Annotated in this window: 14 protein-coding genes and 1 pseudogene; 5 read left to right on the forward strand and 10 right to left on the reverse strand. The window is 70.5% G+C overall.

Features of this window, described 5'->3' with window-relative positions; genetic code table 11:
- Positions 1-7: 7 nt before the first annotated feature.
- From DZF91_RS10640 to DZF91_RS10645, 3 genes are all read right to left on the reverse strand, one after another.
- Positions 8-2455 (reverse strand): LamG domain-containing protein, encoded by a 2448-nt coding sequence (locus DZF91_RS10640; protein ID WP_158587905.1) that lies wholly within the window; start codon positions 2453-2455, stop codon positions 8-10.
- Positions 2452-5919 carry a hypothetical protein gene (locus tag DZF91_RS39660; RefSeq protein WP_158587906.1) on the reverse strand — a complete coding sequence of 1156 codons (3468 nt, stop codon included), beginning with the start codon at positions 5917-5919 and terminating at the stop codon, positions 2452-2454. The genes DZF91_RS10640 and DZF91_RS39660 overlap by 4 nt, the downstream gene beginning before the upstream one ends.
- A gap of 546 nt (positions 5920-6465) precedes the next feature.
- The gene (locus tag DZF91_RS10645) at positions 6466-7368 is read right to left on the reverse strand and encodes a Gfo/Idh/MocA family protein (protein WP_117357306.1); all 903 of its coding nucleotides are present in this window, start codon (positions 7366-7368) and stop codon (positions 6466-6468) included.
- A 454-nt stretch (positions 7369-7822) separates the two neighbouring features.
- Here DZF91_RS10645 and DZF91_RS10650 point away from each other — a divergent pair, with 454 nt between their 5' ends.
- Together DZF91_RS10650 and DZF91_RS39665 are read left to right on the forward strand one after the other, a co-directional pair.
- A complete protein-coding gene (locus DZF91_RS10650; protein WP_147341098.1) occupies positions 7823-8524 on the forward strand; it encodes a hypothetical protein in 702 nt (233 codons plus the stop codon).
- 145 nt (positions 8525-8669) lie between these two features.
- On the forward strand, positions 8670-8816 hold the full coding sequence (locus DZF91_RS39665) for a hypothetical protein (RefSeq protein WP_158587907.1): 147 nt from the start codon (positions 8670-8672) through the stop codon (positions 8814-8816).
- Positions 8817-9043: 227 nt separating this feature from the next.
- On the opposite strand, the gene DZF91_RS10655 is transcribed toward DZF91_RS39665, so the two are convergent.
- Positions 9044-10024, reverse strand: coding sequence for a helix-turn-helix domain-containing protein (locus DZF91_RS10655; RefSeq protein ID WP_158587908.1), 981 nt, complete (start codon positions 10022-10024; stop codon positions 9044-9046).
- A 512-nt stretch (positions 10025-10536) separates the two neighbouring features.
- Here DZF91_RS10655 and DZF91_RS10660 point away from each other — a divergent pair.
- A complete protein-coding gene (locus tag DZF91_RS10660) occupies positions 10537-10818 on the forward strand; it encodes a hypothetical protein (protein ID WP_117357309.1) in 282 nt (93 codons plus the stop codon).
- Positions 10819-11000: 182 nt separating this feature from the next.
- Positions 11001-11363 (forward strand): hypothetical protein, encoded by a 363-nt coding sequence (locus DZF91_RS10665; protein ID WP_147341099.1) that lies wholly within the window; start codon positions 11001-11003, stop codon positions 11361-11363.
- A 290-nt stretch (positions 11364-11653) separates the two neighbouring features.
- Here DZF91_RS10665 and DZF91_RS41925 read toward each other — a convergent pair.
- The 4 genes and pseudogenes from DZF91_RS41925 to DZF91_RS10685 all read right to left on the reverse strand — a co-directional run.
- A pseudogene (locus DZF91_RS41925) lies at positions 11654-12316 on the reverse strand (transposase family protein); the annotation flags it as partial.
- Between the two features lie 40 nt (positions 12317-12356).
- Positions 12357-12602, reverse strand: a complete 246-nt coding sequence (locus DZF91_RS43125) for a Tn3 family transposase (protein ID WP_117357312.1) — start codon at positions 12600-12602, stop codon at positions 12357-12359.
- Positions 12603-13045: 443 nt separating this feature from the next.
- Positions 13046-13693: a response regulator transcription factor gene (locus tag DZF91_RS10680; RefSeq protein ID WP_117357313.1), complete on the reverse strand. Its 648-nt coding sequence runs from the start codon at positions 13691-13693 to the stop codon at positions 13046-13048.
- The gene (locus DZF91_RS10685; RefSeq protein WP_117357314.1) at positions 13684-14937 is read right to left on the reverse strand and encodes a sensor histidine kinase; all 1254 of its coding nucleotides are present in this window, start codon (positions 14935-14937) and stop codon (positions 13684-13686) included. Before DZF91_RS10685 ends, DZF91_RS10680 begins: the two co-directional genes overlap by 10 nt.
- A 157-nt stretch (positions 14938-15094) precedes the next feature.
- On the opposite strand from DZF91_RS10685, the gene DZF91_RS10690 reads away from it, so the two are divergent.
- Positions 15095-15532 (forward strand): hypothetical protein, encoded by a 438-nt coding sequence (locus DZF91_RS10690; RefSeq protein WP_117357315.1) that lies wholly within the window; start codon positions 15095-15097, stop codon positions 15530-15532.
- Between the two features lie 166 nt (positions 15533-15698).
- On the opposite strand, the gene DZF91_RS10695 is transcribed toward DZF91_RS10690, so the two are convergent.
- Both DZF91_RS10695 and DZF91_RS10700 read right to left on the reverse strand, forming a co-directional pair.
- Positions 15699-17141: an erythromycin esterase family protein gene (locus DZF91_RS10695; protein WP_199486539.1), complete on the reverse strand. Its 1443-nt coding sequence runs from the start codon at positions 17139-17141 to the stop codon at positions 15699-15701.
- A 173-nt stretch (positions 17142-17314) separates the two neighbouring features.
- Positions 17315-18418, reverse strand: a complete 1104-nt coding sequence (locus DZF91_RS10700) for a serine hydrolase domain-containing protein (protein ID WP_117357316.1) — start codon at positions 18416-18418, stop codon at positions 17315-17317.
- Positions 18419-18551: the final 133 nt, after the last annotated feature.

Here is an 18551-nt window from a genome sequence, read left to right on the forward strand (position 1 = left end):
GCTCTCCTCAGGAGGGGTAGTGGATGCGCCAGCGGCCCTGGTTGACGCGGCCCTTGCGGCGCCAGGTCCAGACGTACCTGCGGTCGCCGTCGTAGGGGTTGTAGTCGGCGGCGTAGGCGTACTCGTCCTGGTACACGTTGTAGAGGTCGAACTCGAGCTGGCCCGAGGCGAGCTGCCTGAGGATCCTCAGCTCGTTCTCGCCGATCGCGATCGAGCCGAGCTGGAGGGAGGAGGCTTGGATGCCCACGAGGGAGTCGTCGGGCAGGTGACCCGTCCGGAAGGCGAAGCCGCCGTAACCGGCCTCGATGCGGTGCCAGAACTGGTTGCCGTGGTGGAACCTGATGCTGGGCTTGACCTCACCTGGACCGGGCTCCTGGAAGAGCTCCAGGAACAGCACCTTGCCCGCCGCGTTGGTGGAACGGCGCAGCATCAGATGGTTCTCGCTCGCGAGGACGGTCAGCCGGTTGGTGCTCGACGTCGTGCCGATCGCGACGTTGCCGCCGTCGGGGTTGAGGGTCAGCAGCGACGCCGATCCGCGGCCTTGGATCCAGGTGTAGTCCTGGTGGTAGCCCAGCCGCAGATGGCTCTGGTCGGTGGGGCCGAGGACCAGGGTGTCGCCGGTGGCGTTCTGCTGGGTGTTGAGGACGTGGAGTCGGCCGTCGGCCTTGGTGCCGCCGATGACGACGTTGCCACCGGTGGGGTTGACCGCCAGCGGCTTGGTCCCGTTGCCCTTGATCCAGGTGCGGTCGGCGTCGTAGCCGACGCGCAGATGGGTACCGGTGGGCGGACCGAGGATCAGCGCGTCCCCCGCCGGATCCTCATTGAGCAGGTGCAGCCGTCCCTGCGGGTTCGAAGTGCCGATCCCGACGCGCTGCGCGGTGTAGAGCAGCGGGGTCTTCTCGGCCAGGATCGTGACGAAGCCGTCCTGGTACCCGGGGATGTTGCGGTACTCCACGATCACCGGGGCGTTGCCGAGGGACGCCGGGGCGTAGATGCCGTCCAGCAGGAGCTCGATCCGGCCGCCCGCGGCGAGCGAGGCGTCGGCCTTCGGGCTGATCGTCCACTGGAGTCGCTGGCCGAGCTCGTCGCGGCTGATCTGCCAGGACGCGGTGATGCCGGAGGAGGCGGCGACGCCGAGCGTGGCGCCCGCGACCGCCCCCTCGGCGATCAGCGCCGACCGGCGGGTCGCCTCCCCGGACAGCTGCACCTCGAAGGAGATGACGAACGCCGTCGCCGGATCGCCCGCCTGAAGCTGGAGGGCGGCGTCGCGGGAGATGTTGGCGATCTGGATGCGCAGCGCGCTGCCGGTCACGCCGTCGCTCAGCACCCGGGCACCGCCGACGAACGACACGTCCAGCGGGAGGTCGCGCCGTCCGCGGTGGTTGGCGATCTCCAGATACTGCAGCCGGGTGCCGGACAGCTCCTGCGTCTCGCCGACGTACCGCAGGCGCCGGTAGTCCAGCTCGACGCGGGTGCCCCGGCCGCCGCCCGCCCCGTCGGCGCTCATGCCGTCGATGCGCAGGGCGATGGAGCCGCCGGGCGGCAGCTTGGCGGCCTTGGAGGTCAGGAAGTAGAGGGTGTCGCCGTCGCGCCGCAGCGTCCAGCCGGGCGTGGTGATGGACGGCGCGGGGGTGCGGGCGAGGGTTCCCGGGCGCAGCCGCAGCGCGAAGTGGTGGTCCTGGGCCGAGACCGCGCCGGAACCGGGCACCAGCTCCACGTCGTCACGCGAGCTGTTGGTGATCTGCAGGATCATCGGCTGGCCGGTGGGGGAGTCGTCGATGAACAGCACCGGCTGGCCGTCCTCGCCGCCCAGACGGAACCCCAGCGGGTGGGTGCGGACGAACGCGGTCAGCGACGACTCGTCGGAGGCCATGTCGCGGCGGATCTCGGTCTCCGACAGCGCGTCGTCGTAGACCCGGACGTGCGCCAGCAGGCCGGTGCCGAACACCGCGAACGGCTTGTCGTCGGCGACCGGGACGGTCCCGGACGGCCCCTCGGCGACCTGCACGCCGTTGACGAAGATCCGGGCGCGCCGGCCGTCCTGGGTGATCGCGACGTGCCGCCACTGGCCGAAGGCGATCGCGTTCGCGCCGGAGGTGACCGTCGCCGTCGCGCCGCCCGCCACGCCGTGCCGGTGCTCGATCCTCCCGTCGGAGAGCAGGGCCAGCCGGATGCCGCCGCCCTGCTTACCGAGCAGGCCGCTCTCGCCGGTGGCCGCGTCGGGCTTGACCCACGTCTCGATCGTGTAGGTGGCCAGGCGGGTCAGGGGGGTGTCGGCCAGGAGCACGGGCCCCTGGCCGGCGCCGAGCTTCAGGCAGCTCCCGAACCGCTCGTCGGCGGGGTTCTGCACGGTGCCCTGGACCGTCGCGTTGAGATGCGCGTCGGAGTCGTCGAGGATCTTGTTGTCGGCGGTGGTGTGGTCGAGGCTCCAGTGCAGCACGAGCTTGGCCGTCAAGCTGATCCCTCCTCGGGCGCGGTACGCAGGGCCAGCCAGCCCTCGCGTACGGTCGGGGCCGCCGGGAACACGGCGTCGGGTCGGGGGACCGCGGGTTCGCGGTCGGGGAGCCAGCCGGTCCGGCCGCGCTGCCGCCAGGACCACCGGTGGCCGGCCTCCTCGGGCACCGGCACGGCGACCGGCCCGTTCAGATCGCCCAGCAGCGGGGCGACCCGGAAGTCGACCTCCATCCCGGCGAGGGCGGCGGCGTAGTGCTCGGGCGGCAGGCTGATCGACTTGGTCGGCAGGATGCCGCTGGTGGCGTGGACATGGCCGTGCGGGTCGATGAGCAGGGTGAGCAGGGCGGCGGGCTTGTCCAGGGCCAGCTTCAGGGTGGTGCCCGCCGGGTCGAAGCGGTCGGCGAGCGTCCCGGCGGAGTTCTCGCGCCAGAAGCCCACGACGCCGTCGTTCAGGCGGGCCGGCGCCCCGATCCGGACGGGGAAGTCGACCATCGTGAAGCCGTTGGTCTCGCGGGCGGTGCGGCGCAGGTCCTGGCGGAAGACGTTCCAGTCCTGGTGCACCGCGGGCAGGCCGGCCAGCTCCAGGTTGACCGCGGCGCGCACGACGGCCAGCGGACGGCCCATCAGGACGGCCTGGCCCCGGCGGGCCGTGGTGTCGGCCGGTTCGATCTCCTTGAGGACGTCCTCGAAGGTGCCGAGGAGCGTCGCGAGCTCGTCCGGGCCCGCGCCGCGGATCCGGGCGACCGTCGCGCGCAGGTGGGCGTTGGCGATCAGGTCGGGGGTGAGGACCGTCCCGCCGGGAGCGGGGGTCCAGCGGGCGGCGCCCGTGGCGTCGGGGAGGGTCGACAGCCGGCCGAGCGACGCGCCGTCCTGGGCGTAGACGTCCAGGCCGCCGGTGAGATGGTCGGGGACCAGCCAGCCGCAGACCGGCGAGCTCACCGGCAGGACGGTGCTCTCCCGCAGGTCGTGGGCGGCGTCGAGCCAGCGCAGGGCGACGCGGGCGGGCTGGGTCAGCCGGGGGGCCAGGGCCGCCCAGTCGGGGTGGCCCGGCACCCGCAGGCGGGCGGTCGTGCTGATGTCCGCAGTGTCGACGTCGCGGGACAGGCCGAAGCTGTCGACGACGCGCACCCGCCGCACCCGCAGCGCCCCGGCGCGGATCGGGTTGAAGTCGGCGAGCGGCTGCGGGGCGTTCCGCGCCTCCTCGCCGAGCGCCGCGGCGACCCGGGCGGTGAAGTCGCGGTAGTCGGGGAAGCCGACCGGGTCCGAGACCGGGAGCTGGCGGACCGCCCGCCGCATCAGCAGGCCGTCGTTGAAGCCGCTGAGCGCCTGGGAGAGGTTGCTGTCCTCCTCGGAGACCAGGGCCCGGTACATCCGGATCAGGGTCCTGAGCCGGGGGTCGGTGCCCTTGGCCTGGTAGCCGTCGAGGACGGCGGTCGGGTCGCGCTGGAACTGCTCGGCGGTGACCGTGGTGCCGGCGGTCGCGTTGTAGGCGGGCAGGACCGTGCCGGTCAGGTAGGTCAGGACGCGGGCCGACAGCACCGGGCGGGCGTTCGGCGACAGGATCGTGGTGCCGGTGTAGACGTTGGCGGCCTTGCGGGTGGCCTCGCGGCCGGTCCGGGAGCGCAGCTCGACGCCGGTGGCGGGCAGCTCGTAGTTGGCCGTGACGTAGTCGGGCGCGTAGTCGCGGCGGCCGGTGTCCAGATTGCCGCCCGTCCCGACCGGGAAGAACTCGGCCTCCCACTGGAGCAGCACCGGATGCCACGGCTGGTTCTTCCAGACGCGGACGGTGGGCCAGGCGTCGGCCGCGGCGAGACCGGCGAAGATCTCCGCGACGCGCGACCGCAGCGCCGTGACGCCCTCCCGCGTGCCGAGGGCGGCGTCGCCGGTCAGCAGGTGGCACGGGACCAGACCGCCGGGCTTGTCCGCGCCGTCCTCGCCGTACCGGTTGGACGGGGTCGCGATCGGGCCGGTCAGCAGGACGACCGGCTCGGCCGGCTCGTAGAACTGGGGGGCGGCGATCTGCTGGACGGTGAAGGTGCTGCGCGCCGCGGCCGGAGAGCCCGCGTTGAACGTCTTGAGGGCGGCGTCGAGGGCGGTACGGGCGTCGGCGAGGGCGCGGGCGGTCGAGCCGTCGGCGCCCTCGGTCCGTTCGACGGCCAGGGTGAGCGCCGTGAGCTCCCGTTCCAGGAAGAACCGGGCCTCGTCGGCGTCGGGGTAGGCGTCCCGCGAGGCCTCGTAGGGGTAGGCGCACAGCATGTAGCGGCACCAGTCGGCGAACAGGCGTTCACGCAGGCCGGCGACGCGGCGCAGGGCGCGGTCGTGGTCCTGCTGGGCGGCGTTGAGCGCGCTCAGCGGGTCCGCGACCGAGCGGGGGACCGTCAGGTTCTCGCGGGCCTGGCGCTCCTCCGCGGTCTCCGGCGCGGACGTGTCGTCCTGGCGGCGGACGGTCCACACCACCCCGCCGCCGAGAGTGCGGAAGGTGTCGGCGTGCCGGACCCCGGCGAGCTTGGCGTCCAGGTCGAGGGTGCGGGCCTCCAGCGACTCGGCGAACGCCAGGGACTCCAGCAGGTTCTCGACCTCGTCGGCGGTGACGTCGGGCAGCTTCTGGCCCAGGTGCGCCGCGAGCGCCTCGGTCGCGGTGCCGCCGACGTAGACCCCGTTCTCCGTGCCGGAGACCAGCGGGTTGGCGGTCGAGCCGGCGGCGGCGAAGGTGAGCTGGGCGTAGCAGACCGTGGCGGTGGGCCGGACGGCGTCCGGCGGGACGTTCCAGCCGAGGTCGTTCTCGATCGCGGCGCGCCAGTCGGGCTCGGCGGCGTACCGGGTGAGGGCGTCCTGCGCGGAGTCGGTGAACCAGCCGAGCACGTCGTAGCGCAGCCCCGCCGGCGGGATGCCCGGCTGCTGCGGGTCGTAGAAGCCGAAGACGCTGTGGCAGTTGGCGTAGCAGGCGGCGAAGGCCGGCTCGCCGTAGCCGACGACGGACAGCAGCGGCAGGCGGTCGGTCACCGCGTCGGCGTCCCAGGCTCGCAGGGGGATCGTGCGGCCGAGCCGGCGGAAGGGGCGAGGGCCGCCGGTGACGGGGTAGACGACGCCGTCGCCGACGTCGGACAGGGCGTCGCTCTCGACGATCCACTGGCCGTCGACCACGTTGTCCTGGCTGCGGGTGACCAGCCACCGGTTCGGCACCGCGGGAATCCGGGTCTTGTCCTGCCGCCGGTCCAACCGGGTGAGGCCGTCCGGCAGCGCCCAGTGCAGGTGGACGCCGGGGCGCAGGCGCACCGTGTCGTCCTGGAACGGGTCGGGCAGCAGGATCTCGCTGAGGTAGGGCAGGTCGCCGTGCACGTCGGCGCCCGAGACGGGGTCGACATGCGGGAGCCGGGCGAAGTCCGGCGTCGTCCGCACCGCGTCCTTCTCGTGCTCCAGGCACAGCGCGTCCAGGCGAACCGGAACGACAAGTAGATCGGGCACCGCCACACCCCCGGTCCGCGGCTCCGCCCGCCGCCTGCTGGTCACCCGTCACGACCAGGTTCAACGTAGATGCGGCTTCTGCCGTTGAGAAGTGGCCGCCTGAGCGCCGGGGAATTAGCGGGCGGCCCTTTCTCGGGCTCGTCGACGCCCATTTTTCGGCCCGTTCGCCGAAACGGCGCAGCGAATCACGCTCCGGCGACGGCAATTCTCGGCGGTCCCGTCTCGTCAGTCCGCGACCGGACGCCGTTCGCGTCGCCTTTCCACTCCGGCCATGGGTCTCCAGCGGCGCCCCGGACGCTTCCTCTCCGTTTCCGAACGGGCGTCCTGGGTCACCGGGTCCGTATCCGGCCGTCCGCATCGGGCCATCCCGGTTGCGTGGCCTCCGCTCTCCTCCCCGGCGTCGTCCGCGGAGCTCTCGGGCTCTGCCGACTGCGCTCGCCAGCCCGGCCGGCTGGTTCGTCCAGACCGGGCCCGGCCCGCGGAAGGTGCAGGGGAAACGTCGTTGATACCGACGGCCTCAGCCAGCCCAGCCGCGCTCGACCTCGCCTAGGAGACGGGGACGGTGCCGCCGTCCTCCATCGACCGCTGGGCGGCCTCCAGGACAGCGTTGACCTTCGCGGCGAAGACGGCGTCGCACGGGTCGGCGCCTCCTTCGGACGCGCTGCGCGCCAGCCTGCCGATCGCTCTGACCAGCGGCTCGGCCGCGGACACGTTCTCGACCGGAACCGGCACGACGCCCTTGCCGCCGACGAACCCGATCTCCATCCCGGCCGCCGCCGGGGGCGCGTCCAGGCTGAGCGTCATGGTGGAGACCGCGCCGCTCTCGTGCCGCAGGAGCGCGTGCGAGGTGCTGTGCGGGCCGCTCATGGCCTGCACCTCGGTGACCTCGCCGAGGACGGGCAGGAACACCGACAGGATGTGCGGGCCCAGGTCCCACAGGGCGCCGCGCGTGCGCCTCCAGCCGGACGCCGCGTACGGGCTGCCCGGCTCGAAGATCGAGGCGAGGACGTTGGCGCGCCCGCCGTCCCAGCCGCCCTCCGCCACGGCGTCCTGCAGCATCCGCTCCACCGCCGGGATGAACCGGAAGGTGAAGAAGACCACCGAGGCGACGCCCGCCGAGGCCGCCTCGCGCGCCACCGCCGCCGCGCCCGTGGCCGACAGGCCGACCGGCTTCTCCAGCAGCAGGTGCTTGCCCGCGGCGGCCGCCCGCAACGCCAGCGGCAGCTGGACCTCGGGCGGCAGGGAGATCGCCACGGCGTCGACGTCGGCGAACAGGTCGTCGACGTCCGAGTAGGCCCGGACGCCGAATCTCCCGGCGAGGGCTTCGGCCCGGTCCGGACGACGTCCCCAGACCCCGGCAAAGGTGGCGTCCGGCGACGCCGCCAGCGCAGGAGCGTGGGTCTCGGTCGCCCAGTAACCCGTCCCGAGAAGTCCGAACCTCAAAGCCATGGGTCGAGCTTAGGCGGACGACCCCAGGCGCCCTTCCCTAGGGCCGCCATTCCTGCCGGTGGTCACGATGCTCGGACCGTCCAACACGCCGTGCTGCTGCGCGGTCTGGGCCTGTTGCCCACCGGGCACGCTCTGACCATCAGCGTGAAGACTTCGCGCGCGGGCCGGAGGGGGCCGGTAACCGCGTAGACCGTCGGGCCGCACGGCGGTCGCGGGATCGCGGTGGCCGGGTGCCGAGCCCTTGGTATGAGCTGCCCACGAGGACTTCGGCACGAAGGGGACCGATCGCGTGCGTTGTGGCCTTCTGTCCTCGCTGGGCGTCCTCTGTGCGGTGCTCGTCGCCGGGTGCAGCGAGCACCATGGGCGGGGGAGTGATCTGCCGTCCGCGAGTGATGCGGAACGGCACGCGCTAGCCGAGTTCCGCGGATGGTTGCGAAACCGCACCACGACGCAGGTGACCTCCCGCTACGACATCTACCCCACCGGCCGATCCCAGGCGGGCTCCGTCGACGTCTCTTCCGGCGGCGTGCTCGACTTCCGGACGCGCACCGGCCGGATCACCGGAGTGTCGAACAGCGTCGGTGCCGATGGCGTCCGCCGCACCGACCGGATCGACATGATCTACATGGGCAGAGACCGGTACGAGCTGATCCCGGTACAAGACCGGAATGACTTCGGAGGCCGGGGGAAACCCTGGAGGGTCAGAGACAACGACGACTGGGACGTGTGGACCCCGTACGAGAGCTCCGTCGGCTATGTCCACGACCTGGGCGCCGCGCGCACCCAGTTCCGCGCCGCCCACCGCTTCGTGGGGATGCTCGACGTCACCACCGGGCGCACTCTGGTCACCTCGCCAGAGGCCCGCTGCGCCGATCCGGTGCTCACCGTCACCCTGTTCATCGACGACCGCACGGGCAAGCTGATCCGATACGACCGCCACGTCCGGTACCCCGCACGCGCAGCCGATCATGCGGCCGGAGGTTCCCCTGGAACAGGCGGGTCATCTCTGCTCGAGGCGTACAGCAATTTCGGCACCACCATGACCTCTCCGGTGCCGCCTCGCGCGTCCCTCCTCGCACCCAGGTTCGGCACCTCTCCCGGCGCGAAGACCTTCAAATACACCATTACCGCAACTCCCAGGCCCCGAGGTTGCTGAACACGTCCCGGACGTGCCCCCCTCGACCCCAACGTGCCCTTCGGCAAGCCGGCTCGACGGTCGTGCACGCTCAACGGATGGTGCAGGTGTTCTCCATCGGGTGAGTGATGTCGGCGGTCCATCGAGTGATCGCCCACCTTTCCCCGTGGAGGCCGAAGTCGCCGCGGTCTGCAGGTCCTACATCGGCACCTCGATCTGCCAGGTCGTGAACCTCAGCATGGTGATGATGAGCAATAACCAGGCCGTCGGGATCGCCCGCGCGCAAGCTCACGCAGGCTACGTGGCGGTATGAGCGGCACGATGGGCCGCATGCGGCGCACCACTCTGCGGCTGGACATCAGCTGTTCGCAGTTCACCATCGAGGCTGGCCCCTGAGATCCCGAGGCCGTGACGTTCGAGGGCGGTAACGGCCTGCTCTGGACGCACGAAGGCGCCATCATCGTCGCAACCGGCCTCGAGAGCGGTCATGTCCCGCTAGAGCTCGAACCGGCGCCGGGCTGGAGACTAGCCATCGGGGAGTTATGGCCCTGGTCGTGGCGGCGAGCACCGCCGGCGGTGCTCGCCTGGGGGAACTCCGTACGCTGCTTTGAACGCCCGGTTGAACACGGCGGCGTCATGGAAGCCCCATCGCGCGCCGATGGCGGCGACGGTCCGGTTTCTCAGCCGGGGGTCGGCGAGGTCGTCGTGGCAGCGCTGCAGACGCTCCCGCCGGATGAACTCACCGACGCTGTGCCCGTCCTGGCCGAACAGGTGATGGAGGTACCGCACCGAAATATGATTCGCTTCGGCGATCGCCGTGGGCGATAGGCCGGGGTCGTGGAGGTTGCCGAGGGCGTATGCCTTGGCCTGCTGCACGAGCGCCTGCTGCCGGTGCTGCGGCGGTACGAGGCGTTCCGCGTCGGCGGTCGCCGCGAGGACGGCGGCCATGAGACCGATGGCCACCGTGTCCAGGCGCGCGCATTCGCCTGGAGTGAGGGTCGCGGCGTGTTCGAGGGAACCTTCCAGGAATCGGCGGAGCAGCGCCGCCGTGCCGGACATCGTCGGTATGGGGTGCGCCACCCTTGGCCGCAGAATCTGCTCGGGCAGCGGGAGTGCGTTTTTCGGCACCTGCAGCAAAACCGTGCGACACGGGGCGCCCCGATCCAGGATCTCCGATTGATACGGTCGAGACGTGTCGTACAGAACCAGGTCGCCGGGTGCCGGATCGGCGCGAATGCGGCTCTGCTCGACCCACATGGTCCCTCTGGACACCAGAGTCAGCATCCATCGCTCAGGATCGGAGTACCCGATCAGCCGAGGAGTGCGCCGGGCACCCATCCCATCGAACTCGAGTTCCATCACGTTCGCGGACCCGAAACGCAGCAACTTCACGGCCGCGTAGAAGTCGGTTCGGTGGTTGCTGTGCACGTAGGTGAGGACGACCTCCCGGGCGGCCAGACCGCACCACCAATCGAACCGCTCGGGACCCGGCAGATCAAGACTGCACTGCTGCTCTAGCATCTCGGTGCACCTTGCATTGTTACCGCTCTGACATTCACTGGCTTGTGCCGGTCCATCACCTTGGAGTGGATTCCGACAGAATCCAGGATCATCTTCCCAGAAAAATGCGGTGCGATGATATCGCCATGACCGACAGTGCTGCACCTGCGGTCCGTAAGTGGTCTGCTCCCCTGGCCTCGCCTGCACTGGTCGCAGGAAGATGGCGGATCTGCTTACAAAAGGTGAGAAATCAGACCTATGTTCCGAATCTGATCGTGCGTCAGAGTTTCTCGGTGGGTCATGGCGTGTGATTGCATTCAGAATCAATGAACGTGCACTCGACATCAATGACGCTCCCCCTGAGTGATGGTGATGATTGAGCGCACGGCCGCACCGCCACAAAAGGCCGCGGCAGTGACGTGCAAAGTCATCGAAAGGGGAATTCCATGAACACCGGCGCAGTGCGCAGGCCGACTGCGCGCGCTACCGACCCTCACCAGCGTGCGAGGGGGCCGATCACCAGGAAGGCCGTCATGCTGGGGTCCGCCCTCGCGCTCGCGCTGGGCGCCCTGGCCGCGCCGACGCAGGCGGCCTCCGCCGTCGACGCCTCACACGCGGCCGACACCGCTTCCAGCGGCTCCGCTCCTGCGAAGAAGGCGAGCTGGCACTTCTGGAAGAGCTACTGGCACGACGACCAGTGCCGCAGCGCCGGCAAGCGGGTGCTGGCTTCAAACCCCCGCTACATGGCGGCGGCGTGCCTATCCGGGACGGGCACGGACGGCAAGCCGAAGTGGCACCTGTACATCCTCTACTGACCGCTGAGGGTGCCCAGCCCGGTGCGGAGGAACCGATCGCCTACACCCAGGTGACGTCTGAGCCGGTGGATCGTTCCCGCGGGCCTGCTCATGATGACCGGCGAGCGGATCAGGGTTCTGAGCACCTGGATCGGTCTTCGGCCCTGGCCACTGGTGAAAACGAGCAACAGCGAGGAGGGAAAATGGGAACGCGAAGCGTCGTGGCCCTGATGGTGGCGGGAGCGGCGGTCACCGGATCGGCCCTGGCGGGCACCGCGAGCGCGGAGACGCGGGCGGAAGTCAGGACCTGCGAGTACCTCGTCACCGCGCGGCACGGGCTCAGGGTCCACACGCGGCCGAACGCGCACTCGCCGGTGGTAGGCGTCCTCAGTCACGGGCAGCGGCCGTGGGCCGACTGCAAGAGGCGCGGCTTCACCGAGATCCGCGGAAACGTCGGAGGAGTGGAACTCCGGCACGGATTCATCAACGTGAAGCACCTCAAGCTGATCCGGGACGTCACCGACGACAGAGTCTCGGCGGGCGCGGGTCGGCAACCCGTGCGGTGACCACGAACCTCCAAGCCGGGGTCGACTGCTCGCCGAACCGTGGCCTACACAGGCGCGACACCGACGAGGACCCTCAATGGCACCTGTACGTCCCCATTGAGGGTCTGCGCCGTCATCGTGACCGCACCTGGCCGTCGCGGCTACCTCGCCGAGGTTTGGCGACCAGGCTGTCCAACGCCGGCCGCGCGCCGCCATCAGCTCGGCGATCGGGACGGTGTGCTTCAGGTGGAGCGGCTGGACCACGACGACCGGCACGGGGCACCGCCTCCACGCCCCGCCGGCGCAGCCGGTCAGGAGACTGACGCGAGGCCTCTGACCAGCGTGGGCGCCGGGATGACGACGACGATCGCTTTGGCCAGGTGGCTGGCCTTGTTGGGGCTGCAGCGGAGTTTGTGCAGGATGCGCCATGATTTCAGTTGGGCGTTGGCGCGTTCGCCAGGAGCGCGCAGGCGAGCGTGTGACCGGTTGGCCTGCTTCTGGGACTCTGGCTTGTTCCTGCCTTTGTAGGGCGTGATCACAACGGGGGTGTCGGCTCCTTGGTAGCCCTTGTCTGCAAGGGTGAGGATCCCCGCTTTCTCAAGCTCGCGCAGACTGCCCCATTACGTGGGCGGCGGTCAGGTCGTGTGCGCTGCCCGGCAGCGCCCCGAGGTCCACAGGACCGTACCCTCCGGACCGGCTATCACCACGTTCATCCCGTGCACGCGATGTTGCCGGGGAAGTAGGGCCGGTCGGCCTTCAGTCGGTCGGTGTGGATGAGCGTCCAGTCCAGGATCACGCGGGTCAGTCCGTCCCCGGGTGGCCTTGCGCAGTGCTTGGGCGAGCACGGGTGACCGGGCCGGCAGCAGCATCGTCTCCTCCACATCCTTCCAGGTGGCGGCCCCCGAAAGTCCGAAACCCGCGCTGATCTCGGCGAGCGTCCCGTCTTCGCGCAGGTAGACCAGGACGAGCAGGGCTTACCAGGAGCTTCTCTTCTTCTCAGGCTGAACTCCGCGATCATGTCGTGACCAGCCCGCGCCAGCGAGGGATGAATGGGTTCACTGTGCTCCTTTGCCGAGGTGCCCATGTAAGGAGGAGGAGCACCCAGCCTGACCCTCCGCTCGGTCCGTCAGGACGACAAAGACCAGCGGCCCCGCCGCCCCAGTGGTTCACAATCGGTACCTCGCGCTGGGCCTGGACGAGGATCGCCTTGGCGGCGGCGTGCGTCTCGGAGCGCGCGTGGTTCTGGTCCACATGCGCCAGGCGGCCCCGGGCTCAGCGCCGGAAGCGACCCCACACTGTTGGGCGGTGCGGGTGGTGTGGGCATACGGTGGGAGAGGGCCTTCTAGGCGGGTGCGGTTGGGCCCGATACGGGGTCCAGCCCCCGTCATCGGCGGCCAAGGCTGATTGCCCTGCCCCGGTGAGCGCGGTACCGCAGTCGGCGGCGCACGTCAGCGTTACCCGTCGCGCGGTGGTTCTGCTGTCGAACGACAGACGCCTTCGGTTGGATGGGATTGCCGAAGATAGACTCCCGATCCTTGGTATATGACGGTTATAGCGCGACTGTGGAGTTTCGGGATCCGGGTGGGGCGTAGTGAGCCTCGTGACCCCGCCCGCTGGTAGTCGCGCCACCGTTCTGGTCCTGAACAGCCGCTCGAACAGCGGTCAGCGAATCGGGCGGAGTTGACGGGTGCGGCCAGGCTGGATCAGTGTTCGTTCAGGTAGGTGAGGACGGCGAGGACGCGGCGATTGCTGTCGTTGTCGTCGGTGATGCCGAGCTTGCCGAACATGGACGTGGTGTACTTGCCGACCGCGCTCTCGCTGAGGAAGAGCCGGCGGCCGATGGCCTGGTTGGACAGGCCCTCGGCCATGAGGCTCAGCACGGAGTGCTCGCGTTCGGTGAGCTGCTGGAGTTTCCGGTCCGGGGGGCCGCTGTTGAGCAGTTTGGCGATGACGACCGGGTCCATGGCGGTTCCGCCGGCCGCGACGCGTTCCAGGGCGCTGATGAACTGGTCGGCGTCGAACACACTCTCCTTGAGCAGGTAGCCCACGCCGCCGGAGCCGTCGGCCAGTAGTTCACGGGCGTACAACTGCTGGACGTGCTGGGAGAGGATGAGGATCGGCAGCCCGGGCATCTCGCGGCGGGCGGCGAGGGCCGCTCGCAGGCCCTCGTCGGACTGGGTCGGCGGCATGCGGACGTCGATGACGGACACGTCCGGTCGCCACTCTCGCAGCGCCTCGAGCGTCTGGGGGCCGGTGGTCGCCGTCGCCACCACCTGGTGCCCGCACGCCTCGATCAGGCGAACCAGCCCGTCACGCAGGAGATAGAGGTCTTCGGCGACAACTACTCGCATGGCAGCGCCATCGTCACACGAGTCGGGCCGCCGGGCGGGCTGGTGATCTCCAGCGTGCCGTCGAAGACCGCGAGGCGGCGTTGCAGACCCTCCAGTCCGCCTCCGGCCCGGGGGACGGCGCCGCCCCGGCCGTCGTCCTCGACCTCGATGACGACGGCGGCGTCTTCCGCCGTGAGGGAGATGCGCGCGCGGGACGCCCGGGCGTGTTTGGCCGCATTGGTCAGCAGTTCCGCGACGGCGAAGTAGGCAGCGGACTCGATCGGCGGATCCAGGCGCAGCCGGGTGTCGGCGTTGACGGTCACGTCGAGCGGGCCGTCCATGGCGAGGAGGCGGACGGCGTCGATGAGTCCCCGCTCGGTGAGCACCGGCGGGCTGATTCCCTGGATCAGCTCGCGAAGTTGGGTGATCGAGGTGGCGGCGTCGCCCCGTGCTCGCCGCAGCAGCGCCCTGGTCTGCTCAGGATCGGCCTCCATCAGTCTCTCGGCGGTCGCCAGGGACAGCCCGAGCGAGACCAGGCGGGCCTGCGCTCCGTCGTGCAGGTCCCGCTCGATCCGGCGGAGTTCGGCGGCCTGCGTGACCGTCATGTCCGCACGCTGGGCCGTCAGCTCGTCCACCCGGTCCGCCAGCGCCATCGCGGGCGAGGGCCGCAGGAAGCGGACGGCCACGGGCTCGATGGGCCGCCAGGCGTACGGGGCGGCCGCGACGGCCACGACCAGGGCGAGCACCCCGGCCAGACGCGCGGCGAGCCCTGACTGGCCGAGCCCGAGGACCCCTGCGGCCATCGCGGCCGGCGGGAGGCACGCGACCAGGCCCGCGCTGAACGGCACGATGCCGGTGAACCGCAGGTCGCGCCAGGTGGCGGGGTCCTTCCAGCGGATCCGCCACTTCTGGTCCATGACCGCGTCGCGGCGGGTGCGCTCATAGCCGAAACCGTTCCACCAGTACCCGGTGGACATCCGCACCACAGGCCCGGCCTCCCGATACCCGGCGGGGATCAAGGTGCCCGTCCACCCCGCCACCAGGGAACGGACCATCACGCAGACCCGCCGGGACAGCGCGAGTGTGCCCACGCACACCAGCACGAACGGCCCTAGCCACGACCACGGGTTTCCCGGTCCCCACCAGAGCGCCCACGCCACCCCCACCGCCCACACAGCCGGGGCCAGCATGGCGACGACCGCCACAACGCACGACCGCACGAACCCCACACCCACACGCCCCGCCCAGTCCCCGAACTGCCGCATGACTTCCCGCCCACCGTTCGCCTGTCTTTCGTGATCCCACTGTGCACCGTGGCGAAGCCCGCTGCCGCTCTGGTCAGCCAGGAGTGGGCCTAGCCCCACCCATCCGTGGGTCCAGCCAGATACCGCCTCGGCCCAGCACTTCCTAGCGTCACTGAACATGGAAACCAACACACAGCCGTCCACCACAGCACTCCTCAACGGCCCCGGCGCCGAGGGGGCCTTCAAGGCGGCGAAGACCGGCGTCAAGGTCTACAGTGCGCTCAGCACTGCCGCTCTCCTGGGGGTCATCGTGGTGGCGAGCACCGGCCACATGGTGAACACCTTCATGTGGGTCCGGGCGATCCTGCTGCCCGTCGTCGCCGTGCTGATCCAACGGGTGACCGTCTCCGCCTCCCGGGGATCTGGGCGCTCCTTTGAGCGCATGCGCGCGCTCTCCGTCATCATGCCCATCGCGATCATCGGTGTCGACCTGATCCCGGGCGTCTGCCCGCCCTGGTACGCCGTGATGCAGGTCGTCTGCATGCTGCCCATCATCGCTGTCGCGTTCGTCGCCCGCGGCTCCGCACTGCGGCCCGTCTTTCCCGAGGCGCCCTGATCGGGGAGGCGACCGGCGGCCGGCGATCCTGGAGGGCGCGGCCGGTGGAGATGTCGGACAGGTGCACGTAGGCGGCCAGGAACCTGGACCATGCGTGCACCTCCAGCAGCAGCTCGGGCAGATCGACCCAGCGGAGACGGGAAGTGCGAGGTTATTGCCTGGTGCCTCAGAGGCTGGTGGCCGCGTGGACCTGGTTGAGGTGGATCAGGATGTCGTATGCCTGGGTGATGGCGAGCGTGGGCAGCGGGTCCTTCTTGAAGGACGAGCCGGCGTCGTAGGTGGGGCGGGGGGTGTTCAGCCAGGTGCGGCCCGCGGCGGGCAGGGTGCGCAGGTCGAGGTAGTAGTCGCGGTAGCGCACCCGGTCCAGGGTGTACTCCTGCATGTCGGGGGTGGCGGCGGGGACCGTGACCTTGCTCCAGGGGCTGCCGAGGGTGGTCGCGGTAAGGAAGGAGCCGCGGTCGAAGGTGAAACCGATGGCGGCGTAGTCCCGGCCGAGGGCCTTGCGCAGGAAGACGCCCTGGGTCGTCGGGTACATCACCGGGTCGGTGGACAGGTAGCCCACGTGGCCGTTGTGCGCCGAGAGCAGCATCTTGTCGCCGGTGCGGCGGTGCCACCAGGCGGTGTTGTCGGCCATGGCCCGGTCACGCAGGTGCTCCGCTGCGGCGACCGACGCAGGGTCGGAGAGGTCGAGCGCGGTGAACGCGAAGGTCTGGGCGATGTTCCGGGCGTTCTGCTCGGCCCATCCGTAGGCGTCGCCGCCACCCCCCTTGTTCGCGGTGATCAGGTCGAACGCCTGCCGGGCGGCGGTGGCGTTCAGGCGGCGTTCGGCAACGGGCTTGCGCAGGTACGCGAAGACGTCGTCCAGGGGCCGCAGGCCTGCGTACAGCTCTTCGAGGCGCGCCACGTCCTGGGGACGATTCGCGCGGACGTACGAGAGCACCCGGTCGAAGATGGCGTCGCCGAGCTTGGGCGCCCCGATGTCGTTCCCCATGAGGTGGAGCTTGCGGTCGGGGTGGCGGTCGTTGTACTGCCGCATCCAGCTGATGAGGCTGACGAACTCCTCGCGCTCCCAGGGCGATCCGGCCAGGGTCTCCTTGGCCACCTGCCGAGCGTCGCCCGGTCCGCCCTGGACGTACTCGTCGATCCGCAGACCGGCCGTCCAGCTCAGTTCCAGGGCGAAGGTGGTGAAGCCCTTCTCCTCGACGAGGTGGCCGAAGACGCGCTGCTTCATGGCGAAGAACTCGTGCGAGCCGTGGGTCGCCTCGCCCAACCCGACCACCTTGGTGTCGCCGATCATGGCGTCCAGGGCCCGCAGGTCGGAGGTGCTGCCGCCCGGTTCCGTCGACCGCAGGTGGTGGGCGGCGCGGTCCAGCGCGCGGAGCGCGGCGGCCTGCTGGTCCTTCGCTCCCTTGGCCGCGGTCGACGGAGCGCTGTCGGTCCTCGTGCTCTTGTTGATCTGGCCCGGGTAGGCGGGCGCGATGGTGTGGTCCGCCCCGTTGACGATGGCTCCGGCGCTGCCGGTCATGACGGTGGTGCAGGCCGCGACGGCGAGAGCGCCGACGGCGGCGGTGCGGGCGGTACGGCGGCGCGGCGGCTTGAAGCTGAACACAGAGGGTTCCCTTTTTGCTTGGTGGATCCGTTCGCATTCAGCCTCGTTGTCCGACACCTGCCGCACCACCTGGGCAGTAGGCCGGTCGATGGTGTAGCTAGCCCCCCCTTTCCGGGGCGAAGGCCCGTGCTGGGGGCCGCTGGCCGAGCCGCCGCTGCACTGCAACGTCACCTTCAGGGGCGGGGGCCAGGGGGGCAGAAGGCCGTGTTGAGGAACGCCATGGCGGCGGGGGACGGGTCGGGTGCGCGATAGCGGTTGATCGAGAGCGCGACTTGGCGGCGGGTATCGGTGGAGGTGAAGGCGATCGTGAGATAGCCGGGGATGCCGCCTCCGTGGCCGTGGATCCGGACGCCGCAGCTCAGCGTGGTCGATTCGATGCCGAAGCCGTTGTCGCCGGCCGTCATCTGGCGGAGCAGGTCCGGACGCACCAGGTGGCCGCCGAGGAGCGCGGCGAAGAAGCGGTTCAGGTCGTCGGTGGTCGAGACGATCTCCCCGGCGGAACCCGCCATGGTGGGGTTGAGGACGGTCATGTCGTACGTGACGTCGCGGCCGTCGCGCCGGACGGTCACGTAACCGTCGGCGTGGGGAGCGGGCAGCCACGGATTCGCGCCGGGCAGGCTGGTGCCGCGCAGCCCGAGCGGGACGATGATCCGGCGCGTGATCTCGGTGCGGAAGGACCGGCCGGTCGCCTTCTCGATGATCATGCCGAGCAGGATGTAGTCGTTGTTGGAGTAGCTGTAGTGCGTGCCCGGTGGGTTCGGGTCACGTGGCAGCGCGTTCGACAGCCGCGCCAGTTCCGTCAGCGTCCACGTTCGCCAGCGGTCACGCGGCAGGCCGTCGTCGCCGACCAGTGCCCCGACCGGGTCGGGCAGGCCGCTCGTGTGGTTCAGCAGTTCCCGGACGGTGATGTCGCCGGCGCCTCCTTTGACCAGGCCGGGCAGCCAGTGTTCGACGGAGTCGTCCAGGCCGATCCGGCCCTCGGCGACGAGTTGGAGCACAACGGTCGCGGTGAACGGCTTGGTCACGCTGCCCGCGCGAAACCGGCCGTTCAGCGGGGGCGGGGCCGGGCGGTCCAGCCGGGCGCGGCCACTGGCGCCGCGCCAGGTCGTGCCGTCCTGTCTGACCTCGGCGATCGCGCCGGCCTCGCCGGTCGCGACCACGTTGTCGAGCGCCGTCTGCAGGGTGTCCTCACGGGCTGCGGCGTCCGCCGTGGCGGTGGTGGTGATGACGGTGAACGCGATGGCGGCGGTGGTGAGTCCGATGCCTTTGAGTCTCATGCCCCAAGAGCGTCGCAGGGTGGCCCGCGATCGACATCAGGGGTGTCCCTGGGGCGTCCCCGAATTGATCGGCCCTGCTCCTCCTCGGGGCGTACGCCAGGAATCCCCGTGAGGAGGGACGACCAACCGCACG

It is taken from the genome of Actinomadura logoneensis, assembly GCF_003428695.1.
GTDB classification, from domain to species: Bacteria; Actinomycetota; Actinomycetes; order Streptosporangiales; family Streptosporangiaceae; genus Spirillospora; species Spirillospora logoneensis.

Excerpts from the sequence above, each read along its gene's own strand:
- DZF91_RS10680 (WP_117357313.1), bottom strand. The coding sequence starts at position 13,693 with ATGCGAGTAGTTGTCGCCGAAGACCTCTATCTCCTGCGTGACGGGCTG.
- DZF91_RS10660 (WP_117357309.1), top strand. The coding sequence starts at position 10,537 with ATGCTGGGGTCCGCCCTCGCGCTCGCGCTGGGCGCCCTGGCCGCGCCG.
- DZF91_RS10700 (WP_117357316.1), bottom strand. The coding sequence starts at position 18,418 with ATGAGACTCAAAGGCATCGGACTCACCACCGCCGCCATCGCGTTCACC.
- DZF91_RS10685 (WP_117357314.1), bottom strand. The coding sequence starts at position 14,937 with ATGCGGCAGTTCGGGGACTGGGCGGGGCGTGTGGGTGTGGGGTTCGTG.
- DZF91_RS10645 (WP_117357306.1), bottom strand. The coding sequence starts at position 7,368 with ATGGCTTTGAGGTTCGGACTTCTCGGGACGGGTTACTGGGCGACCGAG.
- DZF91_RS10665 (WP_147341099.1), top strand. The coding sequence starts at position 11,001 with ATGGGAACGCGAAGCGTCGTGGCCCTGATGGTGGCGGGAGCGGCGGTC.
- DZF91_RS10690 (WP_117357315.1), top strand. The coding sequence starts at position 15,095 with ATGGAAACCAACACACAGCCGTCCACCACAGCACTCCTCAACGGCCCC.
- DZF91_RS10655 (WP_158587908.1), bottom strand. The coding sequence starts at position 10,024 with ATGCTAGAGCAGCAGTGCAGTCTTGATCTGCCGGGTCCCGAGCGGTTC.